Consider the following 26,118-nt stretch of genomic DNA (forward strand, 5'->3'; position numbering starts at 1 on the left):
TTCAATTTTACAGAAATTATGGCAAAACATAAACAAAACGAAAAAACTCCGGAAGGAAAGGAAACAGTTGAATTCTTCAAGGATCTGGATAAGGAAGCTTTACAGACCGAACGTTTCCTGGAGAAGAACTCCAAACTGCTGGTTATTTTGTTTGTTTCAATGGTGGCTGCCGTACTTGCCTTCTTTGCGTACCAACAGTTTGTGGTGGCGCCCAAGAACGAAGAAGCTACTAAAAGTTATCTGGCAGCACAGAAAAATCTGGCCGCAGGTAATAATGCCGATGCCCTTGGCGGGAAATCCGCTGCAAACCCAGGATTCCTCGGTACAGCTAAAGAATTTTCCAATACATCTGTGGGAAAGCTTGCTGCCTACAATGCGGGACTTCTTAAATTTAAGGAAGGCAAATACCAGGAGGCATATGACCTGCTTGATAAGTTCTCATCGGATAATGAAGTACTGATGGCACTGAAATACGGAGCTATGGCAGATGCCAAATCCAACCTGAACAGAAATGACGAAACTCTTTCACTGCTGGAAAAAGCCATGAATGCTTCAGATGATCCTTATACCCAATATTATTTTACCAGGAAAGCCGGTACAGTGGCGCTGGCTCTTAACAAGAAAGATTTGGCGAAAAAATACTTCACTTCTGTTGATGAGAAGTTTAAGGATTATGACAACGGTATGTCCGATGCATACATTGAAATGGTAAAATACTTTTAAAATGGCAACAGTTAATCTTTCGGATTACAAACCATTACAAATACAAAATGCTGATTCTTTCCGAATTGGCATTGTTGTTTCAGAATGGAATGATTTTGTAACTCACAACCTTCGCGATGGTGCTCTGGAAGTCCTTATTGCGGAAGGTGTAAAGCGCGAAAACATCCTTACTTTCAGCGTTCCCGGTGCATTCGAGTTAAGCTATGCATCCATGCAGCTTTGCAAAGAAAAGCAGTTTGATGCGGTTATTGCCATCGGTTGTGTAATCCGTGGCGAAACCTCCCATTTCGACTATGTGTGCCAGGCCGTTGCGCACGGAATAAAAGACTGTAATATTCTTACAGACACACCCACAATTTTCTGTGTTTTAACTGATGATACCAGGGAGCAATCCATCGCCAGAAGTGGCGGCACATTAGGTAATAAGGGTGTTGAAGCGGCCGTAACCGCATTGCAGATGATTGGGTTCCGCAATAAGTACGGAAAATAATATCCACGGTACCTTAGGGTTGCATAGGTTAAATGTCCTGTTACTGTGAAATCAGGTGCGGAACGAAGCGGCTCTGGTTATTGGTAATTAAATTCACGCTCTCGCGCACTCCAATACCTGCCGGTTCCTGTCCAACAATCCAGCTGCCGATCACCGGAAAGTTCCCGTTAAAATTTGGCAAGTCAAAAAGTTGCTGATAAATATAACCTTCTTTGCCATAATTGCCGCTGTTTTCTTCAACAGGACGGTAATTCCGAAACAGTGAGATATTGGCGCCCTCCCTCGAATAAAGCGGTTTTTTGGCATAGCTTACGAGATGCCGCGGTTCAAAATAACTTTCAAGAAGGTAGGGATGGTTAGGAAAGAGTTCCCAAAGCACCGGCAGCATGGCTTTGGATGAGGCCAACATTTTCCACGCCGGTTCTATCCACTGCGTTTTGTGGAGGTTGGCTGCGACATGTTTACCGAATTCTTCAGCCAAAATCCATTCATAAGGATACAGTTTGAAGATCACCTGCATTACCTCGCGGTTTTCATCAATAAATTCCTTTATCTCTTCTGCCCAACCTATGTCCTGTACCGAAATAAACTGAGTTTCAAGGCCAGCCTGAGAGGCGCAGTCGCGCATATATTCCACGGTGGTAACATCCTCAATATTGGTTAGCGACGCAAAATGTACAAAATCGCAGCTCAGATAAGGTCTCAGATATTTCCAGTATTCAACAAGTTTCTCATGAATGGAGTTAAACTGGTCATTTTCCGGAAATTTATCCTTCAGCCAGTACCACTGGACTACTGATCCTTCGAAAAGTGAGGTGGGTGTATCTGCATTAAATTCCAGAAGTTTGATCTGATTGCCATCGTAGCCCAGGTCAAACCTGCCGTAAATGGATGGTGCATCATTCTCCCAGCTGTCTGTAATGGGTTTTCGGAACCATTCCGGTATCTGGAATTTAAAGAAAAGGTTTTTTGAAATTACATGTTCCACCGCTTCCAGATACATCTCCCACAATTCCCCAGTTGCCTTTTCCAGCTTATCTGTCTCAGCGCGGCTGAATTCATAATAGGCGCTTTCGTCCCAATAGGCATCTTCCAGGGAATGGAAACCGAAGCCAAGTTCTTCCAGTCGCTGCTGCCAGTTATTACGTGGAGTAGTTAATATTCGGTTCATGTCAGGACGAAGCGCTTTTGTCGGAATTGCCCATTCCACCGCGTACTACATTTCCTTTATAGGCATTTCTGCCAATGTTTGAATTTGGGGCTAATGCCCCGTTATAATAGCCTCGCTGAAATCCATTGGCACCTGCATAGCCATATGGACGGAATACATGGTACAGTAATAGGCCTGTCATAAAACCATGTGCCGGACTGTAGCCCGCTGTAGAATCGGATCGCATATACACTTTTTTCTCGCCGTCCCAGGATTTTTCCTCAGAAGCAGGTGTGCAGCTGGCTAAAATTCCGCTTACAAAAAGTAGGGTGATCTGCTTGCTCTTCTTCATGGCTATTGAACAGTGATATAGAATTCGTAATCTTTTTTGGTGGTGTGCTGTGCCGAACTTCCGTTTTGCTCTACGGTTACCAGGGTATCCCCTAATGATGGAATGGTATCCATGCTGATGATTTCGCGGGCCATGCTGTTATTTACCCAAACTTTATGGTGCGTTACCAATACGTCTGCGGAGTCCAGATGCTTCACCGAGACTTCCGTTTCTATAGAGGATTTTTTTGGGACAGACTGCACAGTTTCATCGGTAGATTCGGTACTGTTGCAGGCCAAAATAAGTAACACGGGAAGTGCCGTACATACTCGGCGTATTTTTTGATGCATCGTTTCTGTAATAAAAATCAAAAGTAGTGAATACTTATTTATTTTGTCACTATATCTAACTTTGATCATCAACCTAAATTAAAATAAACTATGAAATGGACTGGGGACCGTAGCGGTAATGTGGACGACAGAAGAGGTGCCGGGGGCGGAGGACTGCTGGTAGGCGGCGGATTAGGCTCTCTTATAATTGCCGCAATTGTATTTTTTCTTGGGGGCGATCCGTCCGCAGTTCTCAACACCGGTGGATCTTCCTCCGCACAGACAGAACAGCGCGACCTGACGCAGGAAGAATTACAGGTAAGGGAATTTGTGCAGATGCTGACGGCGGAAAACGAGCAGACCTGGGACAAAATATTTTCTGAAAACGGAATGCAGTACAGTCCGGCAAAAGTGGTTATGTTTGAAGGTATGACTCAGTCCGGATGCGGCACAGCGCAGGCGGCTATGGGACCTTTTTACTGTCCGGCCGATCAGTCCATCTATATGGATATGAGCTTTTTTTCTGAATTGCAAAGCCGCTTTGGCGCCCAGGTTACCGAATTCTCTGTAGCTTATGTCATGGCACATGAAATGGGCCACCACGTGCAGAATCTGCTCGGTACCCTTCAGAAAACCGAACAACTGAGAAGAAGTGGTAATTATTCTGAAAGCGAAATTAACCAAGTCTCAGTGGCTACGGAACTGCAGGCCGATTTCTATGCGGGGTTATGGGCACGGTACACCGAAAACCGTGAGAAGTTCCTGGAGCCCGGTGATCTGGAAGCAGCTATGAGTGCTGCAGAAGCAGTAGGCGATGATAATATCCAAAAACGGTCTCAGGGATACGTAAACCAGGAAAGTTTTACCCACGGAAGTTCTGCGCAGCGTAAGCAATGGTTTATGAAAGGCTACAATACGGGCGACATAAGGCAGGGCGATACCTTCAACGCTTTACTGAAGTAGATTTGAACAAATTAATAATTCCTGCTTATATTTAGGCAGGAATTTTTATTATGAGCCTGTATTTCATAGCTTTTGAACCACCACCTGAAGTTGCAGAAAAAATCAGAGAGATTACAATGGATTTCGCAGAGCGTTTTGGTGCAGAGCGCGCTCACAACAGTTTTCCGCACATCACGCTGATTCCTCCGTTCAATTATGACGGGCAAAATGAAAGTGAGGTGACAGGCAGATTGATGAAAATGGAATTAACGGTGTCTCCGTTTGAGATATATCTTAGGAATTTTAACTGCTTCAACAAACCTAAAAGTCCGGTGATTTTTCTGGAACCTGAGGCAAACACTACCCTTCAAAAACTGTATTTGGAGGTCAATGCGGCAATGTCTATATTCAATTATGCGCAGCATTTTCATCCGCACCTTACCGTGGCTTTTCGTGACCTAAGTCCACAGGCATTTATAAATGCCTGGAGCGAGTACCGTTATAAGAAAGCAGACTTTCATTTTCGGGTAGAAAGAATCAGCCTCTACAAACATTCTCACGGAAAGTGGTGTCCCGTTGTTCACCGTGATCTTCCTTCGGATAGATAAAAAAAGCCACCGTAATACGGTGGCCGTGATAATCAGATAGAATCTGCTGAGAGCAGTATTTTTTCCAGTATTTTCATCGTGATCATGTAGGTTGGTTTCACACCTGTAAGACCCAAGCCACCCGATGACAGGGTGGAGCCGGTTTCCAATGGATTATCAGATGCGTAGTAGGCATAGCAGACAAATAGATCGGGTGATATATGGTGTCTGATCTTGGAAGCTACCTGAATGGCCTTATGATAATGCGCACCTTCCATCTCCAGGCCTACGGCGTTCCATGTAGTATTCATAAAATAACTGAGAATGTCTTTATTCTGAAGGGAAGTACCGAGAACCGTAATCATGGAACCTTCATACGCTTTAATCTCATCATCTTCGAAATCTTCAAGTTTCAGTGCGTTCTCAAATACGTAGTTGTCCGCTGTACCCTCGAAAATATGTGAGGTAGGGATCATTATGTCTCCTTTGCCACCCGTCAGTATTCCGGCTTTTCCCATTATGGAAATGGACTTCACCTTCATGGTATATACTTCCTGATTGTGCTCATACGGTCTAAGCAGTTCGTCCATAATTTCATATGCCTGCTCGCCGAAAGCGTAATCAAAAACAAGGATTACATCATCTCCGTTATAGTTAATATTCTGAAAGGGCGTGTTCGTAAGGTCTGTTTTCTTTAAATCAATGATTTGGACATCTATATTGCTTCCGCTGTTGTCATCAATATAAATAAGTCCCTGACTTTGGGAATGACTGAGAACTTTTTCCTGAAGTGACCGCTGGTTGCTGATTTCCTGATAAAAAGAATAATCGACTTCATCACTGGATTTCCGGCCTACAGCCTCATTTCCGTACAGCATGTTTTTTACTGAGTGCATATTTGCAGAAATGATATGCAGGGGACGCATATGGAGATTATTGGTCACCAAAACTTCTTTTACGGCATTTGCCCATTTCTCGCCAAAAAGGTGGTGGCCTACACGCTCCCTTAGGATCGCACTGAAATAAATTTCGCGCTCACGAATACCTTTCAGGTCGTCCAGGCTGGTCTTGCCCAGATAATAAATGATTTTAAAGAGGCGGTCAGGATTTTGGTCGTCACCAAAACTGTTGTATGCATGCAGAACTTCGTCAAAAGTCCGTCCCAAAAGAGAGGAGAGGTGGATTAGTGCCACTTCCTTCTCTTTGCGACTAAGTTTATTTTGGCCTTTGGCAACATCCTCAATGATTCTCCATGTCCTTGTGGGTTTGTAATCCTCGTCTTTGCGGTAGCCAAGTTCACGGATTTTATCGGCTTCTATATAAAGGAAGGTAAGGTGGGTGAGTATATCGTAGATTTCAGAACGGCCCAGCAAAACTTCAATGTTCATTTGCTGCTCATCAATGCGGTAGCAGTTCCGGCGGCGCTTCTTTGGGACGATTACCTCAAAACTGCCTTTTTCAAAGCCTTCATCTGATGTAAGGTGCACAAATGCAGTTTCCTCAATTCCCGCCGGAAGGCGGTCCAGTACGTAAAGTAAACCGTCAAGCTCCACCTTGTTGGATACGGCCATGGAGCCGTATATTTCGGGAGAGATTACCATTAATAGATTTCGGATTGATTCACCGGATACACCTCCGGGTTTAAAAAAACCTCTGTAAAAGAGGTGTCGCATGGTTACATAAAGGCGTTCTATTGCTTCTGTAGTTTCGCGGGCTCGTAGGTTTGTTGCCATAAATTATAGAGAGATATATTCGTTAAAGTTATAATTAATGACGAACAAAGTTAATAAATTTATAGTTAAATATAAATGAATGCTGTGTAGTACTCTTTCACTCAATTATTGTCCTTTTAACATCAAAAACTGCATCTTACTGAAGTGTACCCCTTGTTTCTGGCATGTGGTTGTTTAAAAAGAGCTATATTTTTCCATTGACCCCCTTAAAATTTTTGAATTTTTATTTTCGTATATTAAAATTGTATAAATTTGCAGTATTAAAAATCACAATATATGTCCACTCTAAGATTTAATGCATTAAAAGAACTTCCTTTCCGTAATTACAGGAAAGACAACGCAGTTGTAGTTCCCGGAAAATTGTCCGAACTTTTCTGTGAGAATGTTTTCTCCGAAGAAACCATGCGTGCTTACCTTACCAAGGAAGCTTTTACCTCTATACAGGATGCGATAAAAAGAGGAGCCAAGACACCGCGGAATATTGCGGATCAGATTGCGGTTGCTATGAAGGATTGGGCCCTCAGTAAAGGTGCCACTCACTACACGCACTGGTTTCAGCCGCTTACTGGCTCTACTGCTGAGAAGCATGACAGTTTTTTCACACCTTTCGAGAGCGACCGCGCCATTGAACGGTTTAACGGCAGTATGCTGATTCAGCAGGAACCGGATGCTTCCTCCTTCCCAAACGGGGGAATAAGGAATACTTTTGAAGCAAGAGGCTATACCGCCTGGGATCCAACATCTCCGGCTTTCATCATAGGTACTACATTGTGTATTCCGTCTATCTTTATCTCCTATACGGGCGAAACGCTTGATTATAAAACTCCGCTGCTGCGCGCAATGCACGCTGTAGATGTTGCAGCTACAGATATCTGCAGATCATACTTTGATAAGAATGTAACCAAGGTAATTCCCACTTTGGGTTGGGAGCAGGAATATTTCCTTGTAGACAGTGCACTTTATCAGTCCAGACCCGACCTGGTACTTACAGGTAAGACCATGTTGGGGCATTCGCCTGCAAAGGGTCAGCAGCTGGATGATCATTATTTTGGTTCCATCCCGACGCGGGTAATGAATTTTATGAAGGAACTGGAAATAGAGTGTATGAAACTCGGTATTCCTGTGACTACACGTCATAACGAGGTAGCACCAAACCAGTTTGAATTGGCGCCGATGTTCGAGGAAATCAATGTGGCTGTAGACCATAACTCGCTGCTGATGGATATTATGGCCAGAGTGGCACACAAGCATCATTTCCATATCCTTTTCCACGAAAAACCTTTTGCCGGCGTAAACGGCAGTGGTAAGCATAATAACTGGTCATTGGCTACCGATACAGGTGAAAACCTGCTCAGTCCCGGCAAGAACCCAAAGAAGAACCTTCAGTTCCTTACCTTTTTTGTTAATACACTGAAAGCTGTCCATGATTATGCCGATTTGCTTAGGGCAAGTATCGCATCTGCAAGTAATGATCACCGTTTGGGTGCCAATGAGGCTCCACCTGCGATTATCTCTGCTTTTATAGGCTCGCAGCTTTACTCTGTTCTGGAGGAGCTGGAAAAAGTAACAGACGGTAAACTTAGCCCTGAAGAAAAAACAGACCTTAAACTGAACGTGGTGGGCAAAATTCCTGAGATACTTCTGGATAATACCGACCGTAACAGGACCTCACCCTTTGCCTTTACGGGTAATAAATTTGAATTCCGTGCCGTGGGTTCATCTGCAAACTGTGCAGAGCCTATGACAGCGCTTAACGCGATTGTAGCCAGACAGCTTACGGAATTTAAGAAAACTGTAGAGTTTAATATCGAGAAGAAAAACCTGAAAAAGGATGAAGCGATATTCAATACCCTGCGTGAGTATATCAAGGACTGTAAGAATATTATGTTCGAAGGCGACGGTTACTCGGACGATTGGGCTGTTGAGGCCGAAAAGAGAGGGATGAGTAATCTGAAGACCACACCCGAAGCCCTTAAGGAAGAGCTTAATCAAAAGTTTGTAGATCTTTATCAGGAGTTGGGAATTTTCAATCACAGGGAATTTGAGGCACGTAATGAAATCAAACTTGAAAAATATTCCGCAGTAATTGATATTGAAGCGAAAGTGCTTTCCGATATTGCCCGTAACCATATTATTCCGGCCGCGCTGAACTATCAGAACAGGCTGATTGAGAATGTTAAAGGACTGAAAGAAATTTTTGGGGAGGAGGAATTTAAACCACTGGCAAAAGAACAGATGGAATTAATCAAATCTATTTCTGCAAATGTATCCGAAATAAAAACAGGTGTTGACGAGCTTCTGCGCGCTAAAGAAGCTGCCCGAGCCACCACGGGGAGCCAGGAACAAGCCGAGATGTTCTGTAATGATGTAGTGCCGCGCTTTGAAAAAATCCGTACAGCAAGTGATGAACTGGAAATGATGGTTGACGATGAACTTTGGCCAATGACCAAATACCGCGAATTGCTTTTCACCAGATAATTCACCGCATTATTTTATCAATAATCCCGCCCTTTCTGTGGCGGGATTTTTTTGATAGCAGGGACCTGATTGCAATAACCGTGCAATTGCCTAATAATTAGTCGGATAGAAAAATTTCTATTTATTGAATTATAGATGGATTTTATATAATTAATAGATTTAGCAGATGAAATGTTAAGGAATCTTAATAAAATTAAAGCCGCAAATCCCTGTTTATGGGGATTGCGGCTGTTATTTATTTAACATAGCGCTTTATTGTGTTAAAATCTGTTAAACCAAGAAGCAGGGATAAGGCAAAAAACGCCTGTTAGGGCCCTTTTATATAATTTTGCCCTGCATTTCAATCACAACGATATGGTTTTAATGCTTCAAAAATTTAAAAGATAGATATGAAGAAAAGCGTTTTACTTTACTTTACTGTACTTACTTCAATTTTTACTTTGCAGTCCTGTGTAACTAATTACGTTGTAGCCGAACCGGCTCTATATTCTAAAGAATACAAATCGAATGCCAAAATTTCTTCCGCTGATGTTAAAAGGATGGAGGAAAACAAGCAGACCTTGATCAACAGTTTTGCTTCAGAAAAGTCTACAAAAATGGCGATCCTGAACAACCTGGAGAAGAAGGCGGAAATGGTGAAAGCTATTAAATTCGCCAAGACCATTGACGGAATCATTGAAGAAGCTACAACCTACCTGGGTACACCTTACAGATACGGTGGTACAACCAGAAGCGGGATCGACTGCTCTGCGTTTGTTCTTTCAGTTTTCGGTTCAGCTGCCGGCGTAAATTTGCCCAGAGTGGCTGCTTCGCAGGCGCAGGAAGGTGAGAAAGTTGAAAAAACGGAACTGCAGCGCGGCGATTTGGTGTTCTTTTCACAGGGACGCGGTCGTATTTCACACGTAGGTATTGTGGAGAATGTAACAGAAGATGGTGATGTGAAGTTTATTCACGCAGCTACTTCCAGAGGTGTAATGGTTTCTTCTCTTAATGATAAATACTGGGGTCCCCGATACAGATTTGCGAAACGAATACTGAACCCGGATTTAGTTTCAGCTCAGGAAAACCTTGCCGGAACACTGAATTAATTGACTCTTATTATACAGCTTACTGCGTCTGACCCCCGGTCAGACGTTTTTTTATGTAAAGGGGGATTACCAGGTGCTGGTTATTGCTTCGCATAGGATCAGGAAACATTACTGATCGGTGTCTGCAGGTCAGTTAACGTACTTCATAATTATACGTTTTCCCACCAGTACCGCCAGGTCCGGTGCCTGTACCGAAAATATCTGCTCTAATTTCGCCCTTCCAGGGTGTTTTTATATTTTCTGTGTACTCTTGCCGAAATGGTATGGCTGAAATTGCAAATGAAGCACATAGATTGAAATTGGGCAGGCGTGACTAAAATTCAGAAAACACTCATCGCTGTTACCGAACTCAGGGTTTTACGTGCTGCAGGCGCATTGAGCAACTGCCCTCAGGCCGTAAGTGGGTCCGCAGGAATAATATAGGGTGATTTGTTTAGAAAAGTGAATCACTGAACTGAGATTGCCTCTGTTCTGCTCAGCAGTGGGGTGAGTAAAGCTGTAAAGGTTTAACTGTATAAACGACGTAAAAGGCCGTAATCAGGATTCAGCAGGAGCGGATAATCAAATCCCTAGACCAGTGAATTCTTATCCATATAGTTCAGCTTGAAAAATATGAAAGTCATTATGGAAAACGCGAGTAGTGAACTTCCGCCGTAACTGAAATAGGGCAAGGGAATACCTACAGTTGGGAAAAGCCCCATAACCATGCCTATATTGATGCTGAAGTGCATCAGCAGTATAGATGCAAGACAGTATCCAAAGATTCTGTTAAATGCCGTTTTCTGGTTCTCTGCCAGGTAGTATATCCGGCCTATATAAAGAGCGTACGCCAGAACGAGCACGGAACTACCCAGAAACCCCCATTCTTCGCCTACTGTACAGAAAATATAATCGGTTTCCTGTTCGGGTACAAATTTACCCTGAGTAACTGATCCCTGTCTGTAACCTTTGCCGGTTAGTCCGCCGGAGCCTATAGCTGTTTTTGAGTAAAGAAGGTTGTAGCCCGACGTGTCGCGGAACGCTTTCTCTCCTTTATAAAGAACTTCTATTCTTTCGCGCTGGTGTTTGGGGAGCTTTTCAAGTACATGAGGTGTAGCGAAGGCAATGCCGCTTAAAATGGCAACAACAAATCCAAAAGTACCAATGCTTATTACATTCCATGAAATACTCCGGAAGTTAAAAAGCAGATACAGTCCGGAAAGCACCAGAATTCCTATAAATACATAGAGCGGATCTACTGCTATGGAAATTAGGAAAACCGCCGCCAGAATAAGACCGACTCCAAAGAACCAGCCATTTAATCCTTCACGGTAGAGCGCAATAAAAAATGCCGTGAAAACAAGCACAGACCCTACGTCGGGAATGGCCAGTACAACCAAAGCCGGTACAGCAACAATCGCGAGGGTGGTGTAAAGGGATTTTCTGTTATTCAGATTAAAATCCGGTCCCGCTACGTAGGTGGCAAGCATGAGTGCCGTGCCGATCTTGGCAAATTCAACGGGCTGCATTGTGAATCCACCGAAACGGTACCAGTTTTTCTGGCCAAGAATTTCCGTACCGAAAGGAAATAGTCCGATCAGAAGCAGTATTCCCGAGATGTAAAAGATACCAGAAAGATTTTCAAACAGTTTTGTCCGTGCGAGAAAGATAAAAATTCCTACCGCACAAGATATCCCAAAAAACAGCAGCTGTTTGTTGCCCAGGCTGTTATCAACGCTGTAAATATTTGCTATGGCAAAGAGGCAGATTATAAAATACAGCCCCAGTCCTAGTTTGTCTATACCTTCTGCCCACTTCATTTTGTAGTGTTTTTAGGGGTTGCGCTATGCATCCGCAGTCTTACGGAATCACGTTTATTAATGAGCTTAGCACGGGTCTGGGCATCACCGGCTGCTTTTATACTGTCCTCCAATTGATGGAGATATAGCGAATCCTTGTCCGATGCGCGGTACAGGCCTTTTCGCTTCAGGTCCGATATCCACTGCCTTCTGTACTCCGGCATAAAACTGGCGTTCACCATTTTTTTGTAAAGATGCTCGCGTTTCAGGTCGCCGGTCAGATACTTTTCTGCAATAACAGTGGAGGCGGGACCGGCCCATGTGGATCCGAAGCCCGCATGTTCCATTACAGCAACCACCACAATTCTTGGTTTATCGGCCGGCGCAGCCATAACATAAATGGAGTTGTCTTTTCCCTGCGGCACCTGCGCGGTACCTGTTTTGGCCAGCTGCGTAAATTCTTTGGATATCAGTCCTCGCCCGGTGCCTTTCAGTACCACGGCTTCCATTCCCTTTATAATGGGTTCAAAGTGTTTAGGATCTACAAGCGTATGATGTTTTTTTCTGAATCTTGGATCGGGATTGGGCTTGCCGTCAATGGATTTCACAATATGGGGAGTGTAGTACCAACCGCGGTTTACAATGGCGGCCACGGAATTTGCCATCTGCAAAGGTGTAAGTAGAACATCACCCTGCCCCATACCGTTGAAGACGGCACCGGTGGCCAGGGGATCCCATTTTTTTACCCTGCCGCGGCCTACAGCTTTGTTGATGGCTTCCATCCTGTTTTCATAAAACTCTCCGCTTGGGATCCTGCCTTTGGAACCCACGGCCAAATCATTGTTCAGAAATTCACCCAGCCCAAAACTGCTCATGATTTTCTTCCATTCGTCTACACCTTTGCTGGGGTTACCCGGATATTTGTTGATGATGGCCAGATAAGCGTATGAGAAATGGCAGTTGCTGGAAACCTGTATCGCAGGTATAAGTGGGTCCGCACCTCCGTGTCCTTTAATCCGTAGACCCTTGTAGTTGAAGCCTCCACCGCAGGGGAATATCGTATTTTCATCCATTACACCCATTTGCATGGCGGCAGCGGCAGTAAGCAGCTTGAAGGTGGAGCCGGGTGGATAGGCCGCCTGAACAGACCGGTCAAATGTAGGTCTGTTATTATAGATGGTATCCATCTGAAGGCGGTACAGGTTCCGGGATTTCTGTGGTCCCGTGAAGACATTCGGGTCAATATCAGGCCCCGTAGCCATCACCAGGATTTCGCCGTTGCTGGGATCCAGCGCAACTATTGCACCGTGCTTGTCCACAAGCATTTCCTCCGCCATTCGCTGCAGGTCGTAGTCAATGGTCAGTGTTATGTCTTTGCCGGTAACTTCTTCTTTATCCAGTTCGCCGTCCTTATACGAGCCAATGTCCCGGAGTTTGATGTCTTTCTGGATGTACCGCATCCCTTTTTCGCCGCGCAGATACTTTTCGTAAGACTTTTCCACTCCTGATTTACCGATAAAGTCGCCCGGACGGTAGTAAACAGAATCTTTTTTCAAGTCCCGTTCTCCTACTTCGTTGGTATAACCCAGAAGGTTGCCTGATGTATTTACCTCATACTGCCGCTGCGGTCTGCTAACAATACTGAAAGCCGGATATTTGAATATGATTTCCTGAATCCTGGCCACTTCTTCGCGGCTCAGGTTCTTCATGAATGTCATTGGTACCAGTTTGCTGTAATACTTTTCTTTTTTCAGAGCTTCAATACGCTGTTCAAATTCTTCCTTCCGGATTCCAAGTAGTCCGCAGAAGCTCAAAGTGTCAAAATCCGGTCTCATGAGCGCCTGGGTAAACGAGATTTCATATGCCGGCTGGTTACCGACCAGGATCTTACCGTTCCTGTCAAAGATGACTCCGCGCTGCGGGATGATGTATTCAATCTTGATGGAGGTATTGGCGGCGTTAAGAGCGTAACGGTCTGTGAAAAGCTGTAAATAGGAAAGCCGTGCCACAAAGATGATGGCAATGATGATCAGTACCGAAATGATTTTGAGGAACTGAGGTTTCAAATGCGTTGTTTTATTTTAAAGATGAGGGCGTAAAGTAGTATAAATACAAACGAAAAGAGCGTGCTGATAATTATATTAAGCAGGATTTCCAGAATTCTGCTCAGTTTAAAAAACTCAATATACTGCACCAATAGCTGGTGAAAGAAAATAGCCGATATGATAAACAGCAGGAACTGGGGCCACTGAAGGGTAGAGAAGGTAAAGAAATCAGTGGTAGTATCCGTTGAAGTCCTGAAAATCAGCGTACGGTAATAAGCTACCGCTGTAGTTGCGAATGCATTGATTCCCCACGTGCCCAGGAATGCATCAATACTGAGTCCCAGGACAAAACTTAGAACCAGAAAATGGTAGCGGTTTCTGAAAAAGGGGTAGAACATGACGAATACCGGATAAAGTACAGGAGTATACTCCCCGAAGAGAGTGATCCTGTTCAGTATGAATATCTGCAGTGCGGTTAGGAAGGCAATGAGAAGTATATCTGTAAAAATTGTTCTGCTAATCATCTTCACGCTCTATGGTTACGTCCATTGAATCCTGAATCTTCTGCACTTCGGCTTTTTTCAGGTTTTTCACTACATAAATTTTACTCAGGGTGCCCATTTTTTCGCTAAGCTCAACTGAGATGTCCCAGAATCCTGTTTTCCGGTCCACTTCATAACCGGCAACAGTGCCAATCATCACTCCCTGCGGGAAGATCGCGGACTTACCGTCTGTCTCCACAGTATCACCAATTTTTATTGGAACATATTTAGGAATGTCTGAAAGGTGCATGATGCGTGAATTTTCGCCCTGCCAGGTCAGTGTTCCGAAATAGCCTGAGTTTTTCAGCGCGGCATTGAGCCTTATCTTGTTTACGCTAAGCACCGACTGTACCAGCGCATAACTGTTGGTGGTGTTAATCACGATACCTGCAATTCCCTGCGGTGCGATAACGCCCATTTTGGGAAATACACCGTCCCTTCGCCCTCGGTTGATGGTGAAATAGTTGTTCTTTCTGTTAATGGAGTTATATACGATTTCTCCGTCTACAAAAGTATACACCTGCCCACCACCCAGGGTATCATGCACCTTGCGGAAGGTTGGTTTGCTGAAGCCACCTTTGCCATATACCTGTTCCATGAGCATTTTATTCTGAAGAACAAGTTGCTCATTAATCTGCTTAAGTTTCAGGTAAGAAGTACCCTTGTCAATGTATCCGGAAGCACGGCTGTTGAAGGCGGCCGTTTGGGCAGCCAGCCAGGACTGCTGCATGGCATTGCGGGTGAAGATGAGAACTACCGCAACAAGTTGCAGCAGCAAGAAGAACATGAAAAGACCGTTCTTTGAAAATAATCTCATCAAAAATCCCATCCCGAATATGTAAGTGAATTATTACTTTATAAGGAAGTTGAACTTATCCATATTTTTAAGTGCAATTCCGGTACCGCGAACTACGGCACGCAGTGGATCTTCGGCTACGAAAACAGGTAATCCGGTTTTCTTGTGCAGCCTGTCCGCCAGTCCGCGCAGTAATGCACCTCCGCCTGCAAGGTAAATACCTGTCTTGTATATATCAGCTGCCAGTTCGGGCGGGGTAAGTGACAGGGTTTCCATAACGGCATCTTCAATACGGATAATAGATTTGTCCAGGGCGCGGGCAATCTCTTTGTAACCCACCATAATTTCTTTCGGTTTTCCTGTGATGAGGTCTCTACCCTGCACCGGAATGTCTTCCACATCAACATCAAGGTCTTCCAAGGCAGATCCAACTTCAATTTTTATCCTTTCTGCAGTTCTTTCACCAATATACAGATTATGATGTGTTCTCAGGTAATACGCAATGTCATTGGTAAAGACATCTCCGGCAATTTTTACCGATTTGTCGCAAACAATGCCTCCCAAAGCAACAACGGCTATCTCTGTTGTACCACCTCCTATGTCAATGATCATATTACCTTCAGGTTTCTGAACATCAATGCCTACACCAATTGCCGCAGCCATTGGCTCATAAATAAGACGTACCTCTTTCGCATTCACCTTCTGAGCGGAGTCACGAACAGCACGTTTTTCAACCTCGGTAATTCCGGAGGGTATGCAGATTACAATTCGCAGTGCGGGCTGGATGAGTTTTCCTTTAATTCCCGGAATCTTTTTTATGAACTCCTTGATCATGTGCTCAGACGCATGAAAATCCGCAATTACACCGTCTTTCAGCGGACGGATGGTTTTAATGTCTTCATGGGTCTTTCCCTGCATATGTTTGGCCTGCTCACCTACGGCAATCGGCTTACCGGAAGAGCGTTCAATGGCAACGATAGATGGCTGATCGATAACGATCTTGTTGTTATGTATAATCAGCGTGTTAGCTGTTCCCAAGTCAATCGCAATCTCCTGCGTGAACATATCAAATAAACCCATAATATTCTTCCGATTTCTTTTAGTCAAATCAAGTGCACAAAGATATAAATTTAGAACCATTTCAGGAGCCGGCGACCTCAATATTTGGTTAAAGTTTTATTAAAAGTAGATAGTTCTTTCTGATAAAAATTTGGTCATATCCATCTTTTCAAGAAGGGTTGGCATTTACCGTTTTGTTTTATCATGATATTTAAAACTGTGTGCAGAAAGGTAATTTTTGCGGTTTTTGTAAAGTGCGGAATAAATTGGTGGCTGGGGGAGAAAGAAGTCCCAAATGTGTAGGAGACTTTCTGATTATTAAAGACATAATGCTGATAATGATCACCGTTGATCAGGGTGCAGGTTAATTAAAATTTCAGTATTTTTGCAGTTGCGTTATGAATAACCTTCCTGAAATAAACAAAACAGCCAATTTTGCCGTCCTTAGTGTAAGTTACGAGAAAGCCGATGCTGAAACCCGCGGGAAATTTGCCTTTTTTGAAGAGCATATCAAGGATTTTGTAAAGTCGCTTCATCAGGAAAGTATCGGAGATGCTTTTGTTGTGTCCACCTGCAACCGGACCGAAATTTATACCACCTCAGCAAATTACCTTCTGGTAGCCGAGGAGTTCTGTAAAACTACCGGCGTAAGCCTCACTGATTTCCTGCAGTTTGCCAATATTTATACCCGGGAGGAAGCTCTTAATCATCTTTTCCGCGTGGCAGGCGGACTCGAAAGTCAGATTATTGGTGATTTTGAAATTATTGGGCAAATCAAGAATGCCTATAACCGCTTCAAGAAAGAAAAGCAGAACAGCAATCCTTATCTGGAACGTGCAATTAATTCTGCCATACAGATCTCAAGGAAAATCAAGAATGAAACCGGGATATCAAACGGCGCTGCCTCGGTGTCCTATGCCGCCGTACATTATATACTTAATCATCAGAAGCAGCTCGCGGACAAGAATATCCTGCTCCTTGGAACGGGTGAGATAGGGCAGAATACTGTTGAGAATTTAGTGAAACATATCTTTGAGCCCAATATAAAGGTGATGAACCGCTCGCTGGACAAGGCGGAAAAAATTGCTGAAAAGTATAAGATTCCACATATTGCTATGGAAGATCTGGATGCGGAGCTGAAATCCACCGACATTCTGATTGTGGCTACAGGAGCTCCTCACCCGATTATTAACAGGGATCATTTTCCAAACGGTAAGGAAACTTTGGTCATTGATCTTTCTATTCCGAATAATGTGGACAAGAATGTTACCGAAAACCCCAATGTACAGCTCGTAGATGTGGATCAGCTATCGGCACATATCCGTGAAACCATGTCCCAGAGGAAAAAAGAGATTCCTAAGGCTGAAGAGATCATCAGGGAAATGAGTAAGGATTTTGCCGAATGGGAAAAGAAAAGAAAGATGGTACCCAAAATTCATCACTTCAAGGCGGTGCTGAAGAACATGGAGCGTAACGAGATGCACAATATTCACCGCAAGCACAGGTATGTGGGAGTGGAAGACATGGAGCTCTCCGACCGTATGATCCAGAAAATAACCAACCGCTTTGCAAAGTATATCATAGACCATCCCTGGAAGGCGGAGGAAGTAAGTAAACTGATGCACGAAATTTTAGTGGAACAACCAAACAACGAATTCAATGAAAAGCATTAGAATCGGAACCCGAAATTCTCCGTTGGCATTGTGGCAGGCCCGCGAAGTTGCACGCCACCTTCAGAACAATAATTACAAGACAGAAATCACACCCATACTGTCCTCCGGCGACAAAAATCTTACGCAGCCACTCTATGCGCTGGGTATAACGGGCATCTTTACGCGTGACCTTGATACCGCACTTCTGAACGGCGAAATTGATATCGCTGTCCATTCACTGAAGGATGTGCCTACATCACTTCCGGAAAATATCGAACTTATTGCTTATCTGGAGCGCGATTTCCATCAGGATGTATTGGTAAGGAAAGTCTCATCGCTTGACAAGCCCCTGCATGAGCTTAAGGTAGCCACAAGCAGTTTAAGAAGAAGGGCTTTCTGGCTCCGTGAATTTGCACATGCTGAGTTTTCTGATATCAGGGGAAATGTGCAGACCAGACTGCAGAAACTTGAAGACCTGGACTTCGATGCCACCATCTTTTCACTGGCCGGAATTAAACGGATGGAACTGGCTGTTGACTATGAAGAGCTTCCCATGATGATCCCGGCACCATCCCAGGGGGTTGTAGCGGTGGCCGGACTCAGTTCAAATACCGAAATAAATAATGTTGTAGCGCAGATTACGCACGCCGAAACGGAAAAATGTGTGCGGATGGAAAGACAGTTCCTGAGTACCCTGGAAGGAGGCTGTACAGCACCCATCGGAGCTTTTGCGGAAATAAAGGAAGGACAGGTACGCTTTATTGGCCGCCTGTGCTCGCTGGATGGGAAAGACTGTATAGAGACCGATAAGATCTTCAGTTACGAAGAAAACCGCAACTATGGTAAAGAACTGGCGGAGGAAATACTCGATAACGGCGGGCGCCAAATTATGTCTGTGATAAAGGAAACACTTAAAATTTAACCTGGGGTGATAATATGAAGGTTTTGTTCACCAAGAAAAATATTGATAAAAAAATGATTTCCGAGAAATTTGGGAGTCGTTTTTCTTATGACATCGTGGATGTAATCAGAGTGAAGTCATTACAGATGGAACCTTTTGACCTGAAAAACCATTCCCTGATTTTTACCAGCGTTAATGCCGTGGGGGCATTTTTTGAAAACGGATTTAAACCCAATGAGGACTTTACCGACCGTAATTACAATAAGATTTACTGTGTAGGCCAGAAAACCAAGAAAAAACTCCGCGAATATGGTTTCGGAACTTTTAAGGTGAAGAAGCACGCTAAAGATTTGGCAGAGTTCATCATTGAGAATTCCGGCCGGGAAAAATTTATTCATTTTTGCGGTAATTTGGCGCTGGATGTGTTAAACAATGCGTTGCCGCTGCAGAATATCTCCTACAGAAAAGTAGTTATCTACGAAACTGAGCTGCTGTATCCACAGGTGCACGGTGAGTATGATGCCATAGCATTTTTTAGCCCCAGTGGGGTGCGCAGCTTTACCAAATACAATTCCCTGGAAGGCAAGAAAATATTTTCCCTGGGAAATACCACAACCCAGGAAGTGAAAAACCATACCGACAAAAGAATTTACACCAGCAGAGAAAGCAGTTTTGAAGATATGCTGGATTTAATATTGAAATATGATTAAGAACGATTTATATCTGAAAGCCCTCAGAGGCGAAACCGTGGAGCGTCCACCTGTGTGGATGATGAGACAGGCAGGCAGATACCTGCCGGAATTTATTGAACTGCGCAATAAATACGATTTCTTCACCCGTTGCCAGACGCCGGAACTTGCCTCCGAGATTACTGTGCAGCCTATCCGCAGGTTTCCGCTGGATGCTGCGATCCTTTTTTCCGATATTTTGGTGGTTCCTCAGGCGATGGGGATTGATTTCAAGATGAAGGAAAGTGTCGGGCCCTGGCTGGATAATCCCATCCGCACCACAGAGCAGGTAAATAATGTAGTGGTACCGGATGTTAATGATACCCTGGGATACGTTTTTGATGCAATAGAAATGACATTGGAAAAGCTGGATAATGAAATCCCGCTTATCGGATTTGCAGGTTCGCCATGGACCATCCTATGCTACTGTGTGGAAGGTAAAGGTAGCAAAGCCTTTGACATTGCCAAAGCGTTCTGTTTCACCAATCCCGAAGCTGCACATCTTCTGCTTCAGAAAATTACAGATACTACAATCGCTTATCTGAAGAGAAAAGTAGAGAAAGGAGTCTCTGCAGTTCAGGTATTCGACAGTTGGGGAGGTATGCTTTCGCCTACTGATTATAAAGAATTCTCCTGGCAGTATATTGACCAGATTGTTGAAGCTTTAAGTCCGCTTACACATGTTGTGGTTTTTGGTAAAGGTTGCTGGTTCGCACTGGAGGATATGACCAAATCAAAAGTCTCCGCTTTAGGTGTAGACTGGACCATTACGCCGGAAATAGCGAGAAAACTGACCCACAATTCTATCACGCTGCAGGGTAATTTTGATCCCGCACGGCTGCATTCGTCACCCCAAACCATCAGACGCATGGTCCATGAAATGATTGACCGGTTCGGTAAAGACAAATACATCGTAAATCTTGGTCACGGAATACTGCCCAATATTCCTGTTGAAAACGCCGAAGCTTTTATAAAGGCAGTAGTGGAATGGAAAGGATAGTCACCAATTAATAAACTATAAAAAACGCAGAAATCCTGCGTTTTTTTGTTTGGGGACAGCCCGAAAAACCGGCATGGCTATAGCTTCGCCTTACTCCACCCCAATCCGAAGAACTCTTGCTATAAATAAAACCACCTTAAAAGCGGTCAGTTTTTATCCCATTAGATCTAGCGTTATAGAACCAGCATTGCGCAACCGTGATTAATGTTGTACGCAGCACATTTTCTTCCTAATCAAGTCCAAAAGTTAATGTTATTATTTTGTCAGAATTCTCTAATGTTGAAATTATGGAAATTAAATACGTGAAGAAATTGGGTTTGGCCAGTTTTTCAGGGTTTATTTTTTCAATATTTATATAATAATAAGTTCTCTTATTTTCTGAATACTCATATAGTTTTTTAATTGCTATTTCAAAATTTTCTTTGAAAATTGGTAAATCAGCTCCCCAATTATCATCTTTCCAATAGTCTGATATTTCATCTCTTAATTCTTGAAAATCTAGAATCTTAAAATCTGATACTTCGATTTTGTCTAGTATTATAGAACCATACACTTTCGTTGGATCAGGAATAGATTCTAATTTATAATCTCCAAATTGCGTGTCGTTTAGAATATTTGATTGAAGAAGATTCTTCAGCGATAAATCTGTGTCAAACTTTTGGAAAATATTAATAAGGTAAAATCCTAATCCATTTTCGTTCGATTTCCAAATATTTTCAATTAGTTTTAGCGGCAAAATTAAGAGTGTTGCATTAGCGGTTAGGCGTTTTTTGCTGTCGGGCTAAATAAATAGCATTTTAAACAACTTTATTGATGGCAAAATCGTCATACGCGGTTCTACAATTAGCTGTTATGACTTATGTCAGTTTAAATTTTTAAAAATTATGCACTCTAATTAATTAGGGTCCCTATCGAGAATTAAATTTCTAATATTGAAATCGACGTTGTTGATTATTTATTTCTTTCATACTTCCAGTGGCGTCCCTTACCTTCAGAAATCCATTCAACTGCTTCCGCCATCCTTTTGTTGCGGGTTGCCTCGGTTTTAGCTTCGGTAAGCCACATCACATATTCTTTCCGGAAGGAAGGTGAAGCCTTTTCAAAAATATCCTTTGCCTTAGGGGTAGTTTCCAGTGCCTCAATAAAATAATCCGGAACCTCAATTTCCGTTGAATTGGACTGACTTTTTTAATGGTGACGCCCATGTCTGTAAGTTCCATGGCTTCCAGAATACAGTTCTTAAGTTGAGCTTTGGAAGGTAAATCTTCAATTTTGGTAATTTTACCCAGCGTGAACATGGAGTTTTTCTCCCGACCTTGCGTAAGTTCCTTCATTGTTTTCATTTCGCTTTCCAGCCAGAAGCCGAAGACACAATGCTGCTTAAAGGCAGCCATTGAACATAAATTCTTTCCCTTGTAAATAAAGTGTGGAAAGCTCCATTTCATAGCTTCGCCTGCCTCCGGGCAAAACTCGTGTACTGTTTCCCGTATATATTCCAAAACGGGCTGTGCGAAGGGTTGCGCATTTTGAATGTAGGCATCAACTTTTGAATCGGATTCATACATGTCTTTAATTCTATGAGTAGAGTTTTACGGTTTCATTCACAACATACCGAACCTGATCCGGCCGGCCGCGGTCATTCTTGGGCTGGTCCTTATAGCTTCCTGTTCTCACAATGACCATGTTATGTTCGGGAACAATAATAACATACTGTCCCTGCAAACCCAGCAGGAAATAGTGTTTTACGGGATTGTCGTTGTTAATCCAGACGCCCAGTCCATAAATCCCGGCAGAAGCCGGTGTAGGGGTAATCATCTCCTGCACAAAATCCTCATTCAGCACCTGTATTCCGTTCGCCCTTCCTTTGTTCAGCATCATGAGTCCGAGTTTTGCAAAGTCGCGTGGCACCGCGTGGATGCAGCAAAAGGTTTTTTCCATACCGCTGTTGTCGGTGGTCCATTCCGCAGGCTGTTCCATTCCGAGCGGCTTCCATATTTTTTCGGAAAGATAATTGGCAACAGAAGTGTTTACCGCTTTTCTCAGTGCGAAGCCCAACAGTTGCGTGGAACCACTCTGATATTCAAACCGTTTTCCGGGTGCCTGCTTGAATCCCTGTGAATGAATAGCCTGCTCCAGACTGTTGCCATAGTAGGCTCTCGCATTTGGAGCCAGCGGATTTTTATAATCTTCATTCCAGTTCAGTCCGGATTCCATAGCGGCCAGGTGCCTCAGAGTAAGGTCGCGTCCGTACTGCGTATCTTTATAATTATCATAAAAATCAGTGAATTTACTGTCCAGGCTTTCAATTTTGCCTTCTTCCAAGGCCTTGCCGGTAAGCATTACAGCAACTGTCTTGGCCATGGAGAAGGAGTTGGACCGGGTATTTTCGTCATACCCCATCCAGTACTGTTCATGAAGGAGTTTGCCGTCCTTCACAACCAGAAATGATACCGTCTTCGATTCTTCAAGACTTTTCAAAAGATTTTGGGGCAGCGGTTTTTTATTATATTTCTCATCCTTTAGCCAGGGAACCGGCTTGCCGGAGGCTACGGTATTGCTTGGAAAAAGCTTTAGATCATCTATGGTCGCACTTTTTTCGCCGCGAAAATAGGTTTTCGCGATTCCCTTAAAAAGATAACCGTAATCAAATAGGTAAACGGCGGCTATGGTTCCGGCGGCCACGGCAGCGGCGCCAGTCAGGATTTTTTTCAAGATGAGGTTGTTTCAGACAAATTTAGATAAAAAAAGTTCCGAAAATTGCGGAACCCTCATTGTTTTTTCACCCGGAAACAGTCGGTTAGATCTTGCTAAGAAGGTTTCTGAAATTAGTCTTCTCGTCGATGATCCGGCGCAAATCTGCCACCGGAACTCTTTCCTGCTGCATCGTATCGCGGTCTCTAAGTGTTACTGTGTGGTCAGTAAGCGTGTCGTGGTCAATCGTGATACAGAACGGCGTACCTATCGCGTCCTGACGGCGGTAACGCTTACCGATACTGTCCTTATCTTCATAAATCATATTGAAATCGAATTTCAGGTCATTAAAGATTTTCTCACCATATTCACCAAGGCCGTCTTTCTTCATCAAAGGTAAGATAGCCGCTTTTACCGGAGCCAGCGCCGGCGGAAGTGAAAGAACTGTTCTTTCCGAACCGTCTTCCAAAACTTCCTCTTTCAGTGAGTTTGAGAAAACCGCCAGGAACAAACGGTCCAGACCAACCGAAGTTTCTACTACATAGGGAATGTAATTCTCGTTTCTTTCGGAATCAAAATACTGCAGTTTTCTGCCGGAATGCTGCTCATGCGCTTTCAGATCGAAATCGGTTCTGGAGTGAATTCCTTCCAGTTCCTTAAATCCGAACGGGAATTTGAATTCAATATCAGCCGCGGCATTTGCGTAATGCGCCAGCTTTTCGTGGTCATGGAATTTATAGTTATCTGCGCCCAGACCTAAAGCCAGGTGCCAATTCAAACGTTTCTGTTTCCATTCTTCGTAAAAACCGAGTTCAGTTCCCGGTGGTACGAAGAACTGCATTTCCATCTGTTCGAATTCGCGCATTCTGAAGATGAACTGTCTCGCAACAATCTCATTTCTAAAGGCTTTGCCAATCTGTGCAATGCCGAATGGAAGTTTATGCCGTGACGTTTTCTGAACGTTCAGGAAGTTCACGAAAATTCCCTGCGCCGTTTCAGGTCTTAAGTATAAATCAGTGGCAGAATCTGCGGAAGCGCCTAATTTGGTTCCGAACATTAAATTGAACTGGCGCACATCTGTCCAGTTTTTGGAACCTGTATCCGGATCAGCGATCTCAAGTTCCTCAATCAAAGCTTTTACATCCGCCAAATCTTCATTTTCCAATGATTTCGCCATTCTGGAAAGAATTGTTTTCTGCTTTTCGCGGTATTCCAGAACACGACCGTTCGTGGTTTCAAATTCGTTCTTGTCGAAAGCATCACCAAATCTTTTTGCGGCCTTATCAATTTCTTTCTGTGCTTTTTCTTCAAGTTTCGCACAATAATCTTCCAGCAAAACATCGGCTCTGAAACGTTTTTTAGAGTCCTTATTATCGATCAAAGGATCATTGAAAGCATCCACGTGGCCGGAGGCTTTCCATATTGTGGGATGCATGAAGATCGCGGAGTCAATACCCACGATATTTTCATTCATCTGCACCATGGCCTTCCACCAATACTGTTTGATGTTGTTTTTCAGTTCCGTACCGTTCTGTCCGTAATCGTAAATTGCTGAAAGTCCGTCATATATCTCACTGGATGGGAATATAAAACCATATTCTTTCGCATGTGAAATCAGTTTCTTGAAAACATCTTCCTGTTTGGCCATGATTATTAATTATTTGGCGCAAAAATAGGGAATTATTTCTGTTTGACCGGCGTCGGACATGAGGGATCCTAACCTTTTACGAATGAAAAAGACGGGTAAAAAACCCGTCTCAAAACTTATATTATCATTAATCAGAAATTATAGCTTAATGCTACCCCAGTACCTGCCGATTCCAGTTTGAAATGTGGCTGAAAAGCTGTTGCCTCTCCGTTTTCCAGCGCCATTGCTCTTTTCGCATGCTTATTGGCTGCCAGTGCGAACGGAATACCGATACCTACGATTCCGGCACCGATCCCAACAGCCGCCCATGCACCGCCATTGTTCTGTTTTACCGTTTGAGTACCGTACGCCGTAGTTACCTTGGTTTTATTTCCGCTTAATGCTGTTCCAAGACCGAAACCCATTACTCCACCGCCTATACCGCCGAAGATGTTTCCTACAGTACTGTTGTTACGGGCTCTCTGGAACGAAGCAGCTGCTTCCGGATTTTTAAAGACTTCTCTAAACTGGGCAATTTTGTACGTCTGTCCGTCCCGTACCAGTTTACTGCCTTCCATCGTCACCTGAGCATTGCTCAGCGTGAACGTGAGCATCATACCTAATAATAAATTTTTCTTCATCCAATTTTATTTTCAAAATTAAAAAGATAATCGATAAAACAGAAAACTTTCAGGATTTTCCCTATGTTTAAATTGGATCCAGATAAGTTTTCAAAAATGGTTATAGTCGTCATTACTGTCTCTAATGAAACTTCTTATATCTTCATTATCTCCATACAGCACAAGAATGTCTCCTTTGTCAAAAGGTGTTTCATTGTTCACAACACCCTGCACTTCATTAACCCTTTTTACTTTTCCGAAAATGCTTTTTTCCGCTAAAATTTTGATGACCGTTACCAGAACCAGGTTGTACTTGGCGCGAAATTCAATCTCGACAGGACTTTTACCGATAAACTGCTCGGGTAACCGGAGCTCAACAATGCTGTATTTTCCACTTAATTCAAATGATTCAACCAAGCCCTTAAGAGAGAGTTTTTTAGCCCATTTTTCAGCAGTTTCTTCTTCGGGATGTACTATAGTGTGAATATCCATCGCTTCCAATATCGTTTCGTGTACGGGATCTATGGCGCGGCTTATGATTCGGTTGGGGTGCAGTTTTTTAATAATAGCGGTTGCCATAATATTTGCACCGGTATTCTCCCCGATTGCGATTACAACTATATCGGTATCCTTGTAAGGGAGTCCACCCATTGTATATTCGTCGGTGGCATCCAGACAGATGGCATGTGAGATTTTCTCTTTTACGGCTTCAACTTTTGTCATTGAACTGTCCACTCCAATAACTTCGTTTCCCAGTTTTGTAAGTTTTTCTGCCAGGGAAAGTCCAAAATTTCCTAATCCGATGATGATGTATTTCATTTAGTTGCC

The 26,118-nt window shown here is 43.5% G+C and carries 26 protein-coding genes; 10 read left to right on the forward strand and 16 right to left on the reverse strand.

Annotated elements, in window-relative coordinates; translation table 11 throughout:
- Positions 1 to 18: 18 nt before the first annotated feature.
- Both F7R58_RS00315 and ribH read left to right on the forward strand, forming a co-directional pair.
- A complete protein-coding gene (locus F7R58_RS00315; RefSeq protein ID WP_158063036.1) occupies positions 19 to 723 on the forward strand; it encodes a tetratricopeptide repeat protein in 705 nt (234 codons plus the stop codon).
- Between the two features lies 1 nt (position 724).
- Positions 725 to 1,213: a 6,7-dimethyl-8-ribityllumazine synthase gene (ribH, locus tag F7R58_RS00320; protein ID WP_158063037.1), complete on the forward strand. Its 489-nt coding sequence runs from the start codon at positions 725 to 727 to the stop codon at positions 1,211 to 1,213.
- Positions 1,214 to 1,253: 40 nt separating this feature from the next.
- Here the strand turns inward: ribH and F7R58_RS00325 are convergent, their stop codons facing one another.
- From F7R58_RS00325 to F7R58_RS00335, 3 genes are read right to left on the reverse strand one after another with little or no spacing between them, the layout of a single operon-like run.
- Positions 1,254 to 2,384 (reverse strand): glutathionylspermidine synthase family protein, encoded by a 1,131-nt coding sequence (locus tag F7R58_RS00325; protein ID WP_158063038.1) that lies wholly within the window; start codon positions 2,382 to 2,384, stop codon positions 1,254 to 1,256.
- 1 nt (position 2,385) lies between these two features.
- Entirely contained in the window at positions 2,386 to 2,715 is a 330-nt protein-coding gene (locus tag F7R58_RS00330) for a hypothetical protein (protein ID WP_158063039.1), read from the reverse strand.
- A gap of 2 nt (positions 2,716 to 2,717) precedes the next feature.
- The gene (locus F7R58_RS00335; RefSeq protein ID WP_158063040.1) at positions 2,718 to 3,044 is read right to left on the reverse strand and encodes a hypothetical protein; all 327 of its coding nucleotides are present in this window, start codon (positions 3,042 to 3,044) and stop codon (positions 2,718 to 2,720) included.
- A 90-nt stretch (positions 3,045 to 3,134) separates the two neighbouring features.
- Between F7R58_RS00335 and F7R58_RS00340 the strand changes: the two genes are divergently transcribed.
- Together F7R58_RS00340 and F7R58_RS00345 are read left to right on the forward strand one after the other, a co-directional pair.
- Entirely contained in the window at positions 3,135 to 3,986 is an 852-nt protein-coding gene (locus F7R58_RS00340; protein ID WP_158063041.1) for a neutral zinc metallopeptidase, read from the forward strand.
- A 50-nt stretch (positions 3,987 to 4,036) separates the two neighbouring features.
- A complete protein-coding gene (locus F7R58_RS00345) occupies positions 4,037 to 4,573 on the forward strand; it encodes a 2'-5' RNA ligase family protein (protein ID WP_158063042.1) in 537 nt (178 codons plus the stop codon).
- A 32-nt stretch (positions 4,574 to 4,605) separates the two neighbouring features.
- Here the strand turns inward: F7R58_RS00345 and F7R58_RS00350 are convergent, their stop codons facing one another.
- Entirely contained in the window at positions 4,606 to 6,285 is a 1,680-nt protein-coding gene (locus tag F7R58_RS00350; protein WP_158063043.1) for a DUF6909 family protein, read from the reverse strand.
- A gap of 276 nt (positions 6,286 to 6,561) precedes the next feature.
- On the opposite strand from F7R58_RS00350, the gene F7R58_RS00355 reads away from it, so the two are divergent.
- Together F7R58_RS00355 and F7R58_RS00360 are read left to right on the forward strand one after the other, a co-directional pair.
- A complete protein-coding gene (locus F7R58_RS00355; protein WP_158063044.1) occupies positions 6,562 to 8,763 on the forward strand; it encodes a glutamine synthetase III in 2,202 nt (733 codons plus the stop codon).
- A 389-nt stretch (positions 8,764 to 9,152) separates the two neighbouring features.
- The gene (locus F7R58_RS00360; RefSeq protein WP_158063045.1) at positions 9,153 to 9,851 is read left to right on the forward strand and encodes a C40 family peptidase; all 699 of its coding nucleotides are present in this window, start codon (positions 9,153 to 9,155) and stop codon (positions 9,849 to 9,851) included.
- Positions 9,852 to 10,420: 569 nt separating this feature from the next.
- On the opposite strand, the gene rodA is transcribed toward F7R58_RS00360, so the two are convergent.
- From rodA to F7R58_RS00385, 5 genes are read right to left on the reverse strand one after another with little or no spacing between them, the layout of a single operon-like run.
- Positions 10,421 to 11,650, reverse strand: coding sequence for a rod shape-determining protein RodA (rodA, locus tag F7R58_RS00365; protein ID WP_158063046.1), 1,230 nt, complete (start codon positions 11,648 to 11,650; stop codon positions 10,421 to 10,423).
- The gene (locus F7R58_RS00370) at positions 11,647 to 13,695 is read right to left on the reverse strand and encodes a peptidoglycan D,D-transpeptidase FtsI family protein (RefSeq protein ID WP_158063047.1); all 2,049 of its coding nucleotides are present in this window, start codon (positions 13,693 to 13,695) and stop codon (positions 11,647 to 11,649) included. The genes rodA and F7R58_RS00370 overlap by 4 nt, the downstream gene beginning before the upstream one ends.
- Complete coding sequence (locus F7R58_RS00375; RefSeq protein ID WP_158063048.1) at positions 13,692 to 14,198, reverse strand: rod shape-determining protein MreD; 507 nt, start codon at positions 14,196 to 14,198, stop codon at positions 13,692 to 13,694. The genes F7R58_RS00370 and F7R58_RS00375 overlap by 4 nt, the downstream gene beginning before the upstream one ends.
- On the reverse strand, positions 14,191 to 15,045 hold the full coding sequence (gene mreC, locus F7R58_RS00380; protein WP_158063049.1) for a rod shape-determining protein MreC: 855 nt from the start codon (positions 15,043 to 15,045) through the stop codon (positions 14,191 to 14,193). Before mreC ends, F7R58_RS00375 begins: the two co-directional genes overlap by 8 nt.
- A 21-nt stretch (positions 15,046 to 15,066) precedes the next feature.
- Positions 15,067 to 16,092, reverse strand: coding sequence for a rod shape-determining protein (locus F7R58_RS00385; protein ID WP_158063050.1), 1,026 nt, complete (start codon positions 16,090 to 16,092; stop codon positions 15,067 to 15,069).
- 377 nt (positions 16,093 to 16,469) lie between these two features.
- Here F7R58_RS00385 and hemA point away from each other — a divergent pair, with 377 nt between their 5' ends.
- From hemA to hemE, 4 genes are read left to right on the forward strand one after another with little or no spacing between them, the layout of a single operon-like run.
- Positions 16,470 to 17,744, forward strand: coding sequence for a glutamyl-tRNA reductase (gene hemA, locus F7R58_RS00390; RefSeq protein WP_158063051.1), 1,275 nt, complete (start codon positions 16,470 to 16,472; stop codon positions 17,742 to 17,744).
- A complete protein-coding gene (gene hemC / locus F7R58_RS00395; protein WP_158063052.1) occupies positions 17,731 to 18,645 on the forward strand; it encodes a hydroxymethylbilane synthase in 915 nt (304 codons plus the stop codon). The genes hemA and hemC overlap by 14 nt, the downstream gene beginning before the upstream one ends.
- Before the next feature lie 14 nt (positions 18,646 to 18,659).
- On the forward strand, positions 18,660 to 19,334 hold the full coding sequence (locus F7R58_RS00400; protein ID WP_158063053.1) for a uroporphyrinogen-III synthase: 675 nt from the start codon (positions 18,660 to 18,662) through the stop codon (positions 19,332 to 19,334).
- Positions 19,327 to 20,352, forward strand: a complete 1,026-nt coding sequence (hemE, locus tag F7R58_RS00405; protein ID WP_158063054.1) for a uroporphyrinogen decarboxylase — start codon at positions 19,327 to 19,329, stop codon at positions 20,350 to 20,352. Before F7R58_RS00400 ends, hemE begins: the two co-directional genes overlap by 8 nt.
- A 229-nt stretch (positions 20,353 to 20,581) precedes the next feature.
- Here hemE and F7R58_RS00410 read toward each other — a convergent pair whose 3' ends face one another.
- The 7 genes from F7R58_RS00410 to F7R58_RS00435 all read right to left on the reverse strand — a co-directional run bounded on the left by F7R58_RS00410 (position 20,582) and on the right by F7R58_RS00435 (position 26,109).
- Positions 20,582 to 21,088: a hypothetical protein gene (locus tag F7R58_RS00410; RefSeq protein WP_158063055.1), complete on the reverse strand. Its 507-nt coding sequence runs from the start codon at positions 21,086 to 21,088 to the stop codon at positions 20,582 to 20,584.
- Between the two features lie 215 nt (positions 21,089 to 21,303).
- Positions 21,304 to 21,516 (reverse strand): YdeI/OmpD-associated family protein, encoded by a 213-nt coding sequence (locus tag F7R58_RS12995; RefSeq protein WP_317132571.1) that lies wholly within the window; start codon positions 21,514 to 21,516, stop codon positions 21,304 to 21,306.
- Positions 21,417 to 21,917, reverse strand: a complete 501-nt coding sequence (locus F7R58_RS00415; RefSeq protein WP_229723824.1) for a DUF1801 domain-containing protein — start codon at positions 21,915 to 21,917, stop codon at positions 21,417 to 21,419. Before F7R58_RS00415 ends, F7R58_RS12995 begins: the two co-directional genes overlap by 100 nt.
- A gap of 10 nt (positions 21,918 to 21,927) precedes the next feature.
- Positions 21,928 to 23,064, reverse strand: a complete 1,137-nt coding sequence (locus F7R58_RS00420) for a serine hydrolase domain-containing protein (protein WP_229723825.1) — start codon at positions 23,062 to 23,064, stop codon at positions 21,928 to 21,930.
- 85 nt (positions 23,065 to 23,149) lie between these two features.
- Positions 23,150 to 24,691, reverse strand: coding sequence for a glycine--tRNA ligase (locus F7R58_RS00425; protein ID WP_158063057.1), 1,542 nt, complete (start codon positions 24,689 to 24,691; stop codon positions 23,150 to 23,152).
- A 131-nt stretch (positions 24,692 to 24,822) separates the two neighbouring features.
- On the reverse strand, positions 24,823 to 25,311 hold the full coding sequence (locus tag F7R58_RS00430) for a hypothetical protein (RefSeq protein WP_158063058.1): 489 nt from the start codon (positions 25,309 to 25,311) through the stop codon (positions 24,823 to 24,825).
- A gap of 90 nt (positions 25,312 to 25,401) precedes the next feature.
- Positions 25,402 to 26,109 carry a potassium channel family protein gene (locus F7R58_RS00435; protein WP_158063059.1) on the reverse strand — a complete coding sequence of 236 codons (708 nt, stop codon included), beginning with the start codon at positions 26,107 to 26,109 and terminating at the stop codon, positions 25,402 to 25,404.
- Positions 26,110 to 26,118 lie beyond the last annotated feature (9 nt).

Source organism: Chryseobacterium sp. (assembly GCF_008831505.1).
In the GTDB taxonomy this organism is placed as follows: domain Bacteria; phylum Bacteroidota; class Bacteroidia; order Flavobacteriales; family Weeksellaceae; genus Marnyiella.

What these genes read in the sequence shown, in the direction of transcription:
- F7R58_RS00315 (WP_158063036.1), top strand. Translation starts at nt 19, where the DNA reads ATGGCAAAACATAAACAAAACGAAAAAACTCCGGAAGGAAAGGAAACA.
- ribH (WP_158063037.1), top strand. Translation starts at nt 725, where the DNA reads ATGGCAACAGTTAATCTTTCGGATTACAAACCATTACAAATACAAAAT.
- F7R58_RS00325 (WP_158063038.1), bottom strand. Translation starts at nt 2,384, where the DNA reads ATGAACCGAATATTAACTACTCCACGTAATAACTGGCAGCAGCGACTG.
- F7R58_RS00330 (WP_158063039.1), bottom strand. Translation starts at nt 2,715, where the DNA reads ATGAAGAAGAGCAAGCAGATCACCCTACTTTTTGTAAGCGGAATTTTA.
- F7R58_RS00335 (WP_158063040.1), bottom strand. Translation starts at nt 3,044, where the DNA reads ATGCATCAAAAAATACGCCGAGTATGTACGGCACTTCCCGTGTTACTT.
- F7R58_RS00340 (WP_158063041.1), top strand. Translation starts at nt 3,135, where the DNA reads ATGAAATGGACTGGGGACCGTAGCGGTAATGTGGACGACAGAAGAGGT.
- F7R58_RS00345 (WP_158063042.1), top strand. Translation starts at nt 4,037, where the DNA reads ATGAGCCTGTATTTCATAGCTTTTGAACCACCACCTGAAGTTGCAGAA.
- F7R58_RS00350 (WP_158063043.1), bottom strand. Translation starts at nt 6,285, where the DNA reads ATGGCAACAAACCTACGAGCCCGCGAAACTACAGAAGCAATAGAACGC.
- F7R58_RS00355 (WP_158063044.1), top strand. Translation starts at nt 6,562, where the DNA reads ATGTCCACTCTAAGATTTAATGCATTAAAAGAACTTCCTTTCCGTAAT.
- F7R58_RS00360 (WP_158063045.1), top strand. Translation starts at nt 9,153, where the DNA reads ATGAAGAAAAGCGTTTTACTTTACTTTACTGTACTTACTTCAATTTTT.
- rodA (WP_158063046.1), bottom strand. Translation starts at nt 11,650, where the DNA reads ATGAAGTGGGCAGAAGGTATAGACAAACTAGGACTGGGGCTGTATTTT.
- F7R58_RS00375 (WP_158063048.1), bottom strand. Translation starts at nt 14,198, where the DNA reads ATGATTAGCAGAACAATTTTTACAGATATACTTCTCATTGCCTTCCTA.
- mreC (WP_158063049.1), bottom strand. Translation starts at nt 15,045, where the DNA reads ATGGGATTTTTGATGAGATTATTTTCAAAGAACGGTCTTTTCATGTTC.
- F7R58_RS00385 (WP_158063050.1), bottom strand. Translation starts at nt 16,092, where the DNA reads ATGGGTTTATTTGATATGTTCACGCAGGAGATTGCGATTGACTTGGGA.
- hemA (WP_158063051.1), top strand. Translation starts at nt 16,470, where the DNA reads ATGAATAACCTTCCTGAAATAAACAAAACAGCCAATTTTGCCGTCCTT.
- hemC (WP_158063052.1), top strand. Translation starts at nt 17,731, where the DNA reads ATGAAAAGCATTAGAATCGGAACCCGAAATTCTCCGTTGGCATTGTGG.
- F7R58_RS00400 (WP_158063053.1), top strand. Translation starts at nt 18,660, where the DNA reads ATGAAGGTTTTGTTCACCAAGAAAAATATTGATAAAAAAATGATTTCC.
- hemE (WP_158063054.1), top strand. Translation starts at nt 19,327, where the DNA reads ATGATTAAGAACGATTTATATCTGAAAGCCCTCAGAGGCGAAACCGTG.
- F7R58_RS00415 (WP_229723824.1), bottom strand. Translation starts at nt 21,917, where the DNA reads ATGTATGAATCCGATTCAAAAGTTGATGCCTACATTCAAAATGCGCAA.
- F7R58_RS00425 (WP_158063057.1), bottom strand. Translation starts at nt 24,691, where the DNA reads ATGGCCAAACAGGAAGATGTTTTCAAGAAACTGATTTCACATGCGAAA.
- F7R58_RS00430 (WP_158063058.1), bottom strand. Translation starts at nt 25,311, where the DNA reads ATGAAGAAAAATTTATTATTAGGTATGATGCTCACGTTCACGCTGAGC.
- F7R58_RS00435 (WP_158063059.1), bottom strand. Translation starts at nt 26,109, where the DNA reads ATGAAATACATCATCATCGGATTAGGAAATTTTGGACTTTCCCTGGCA.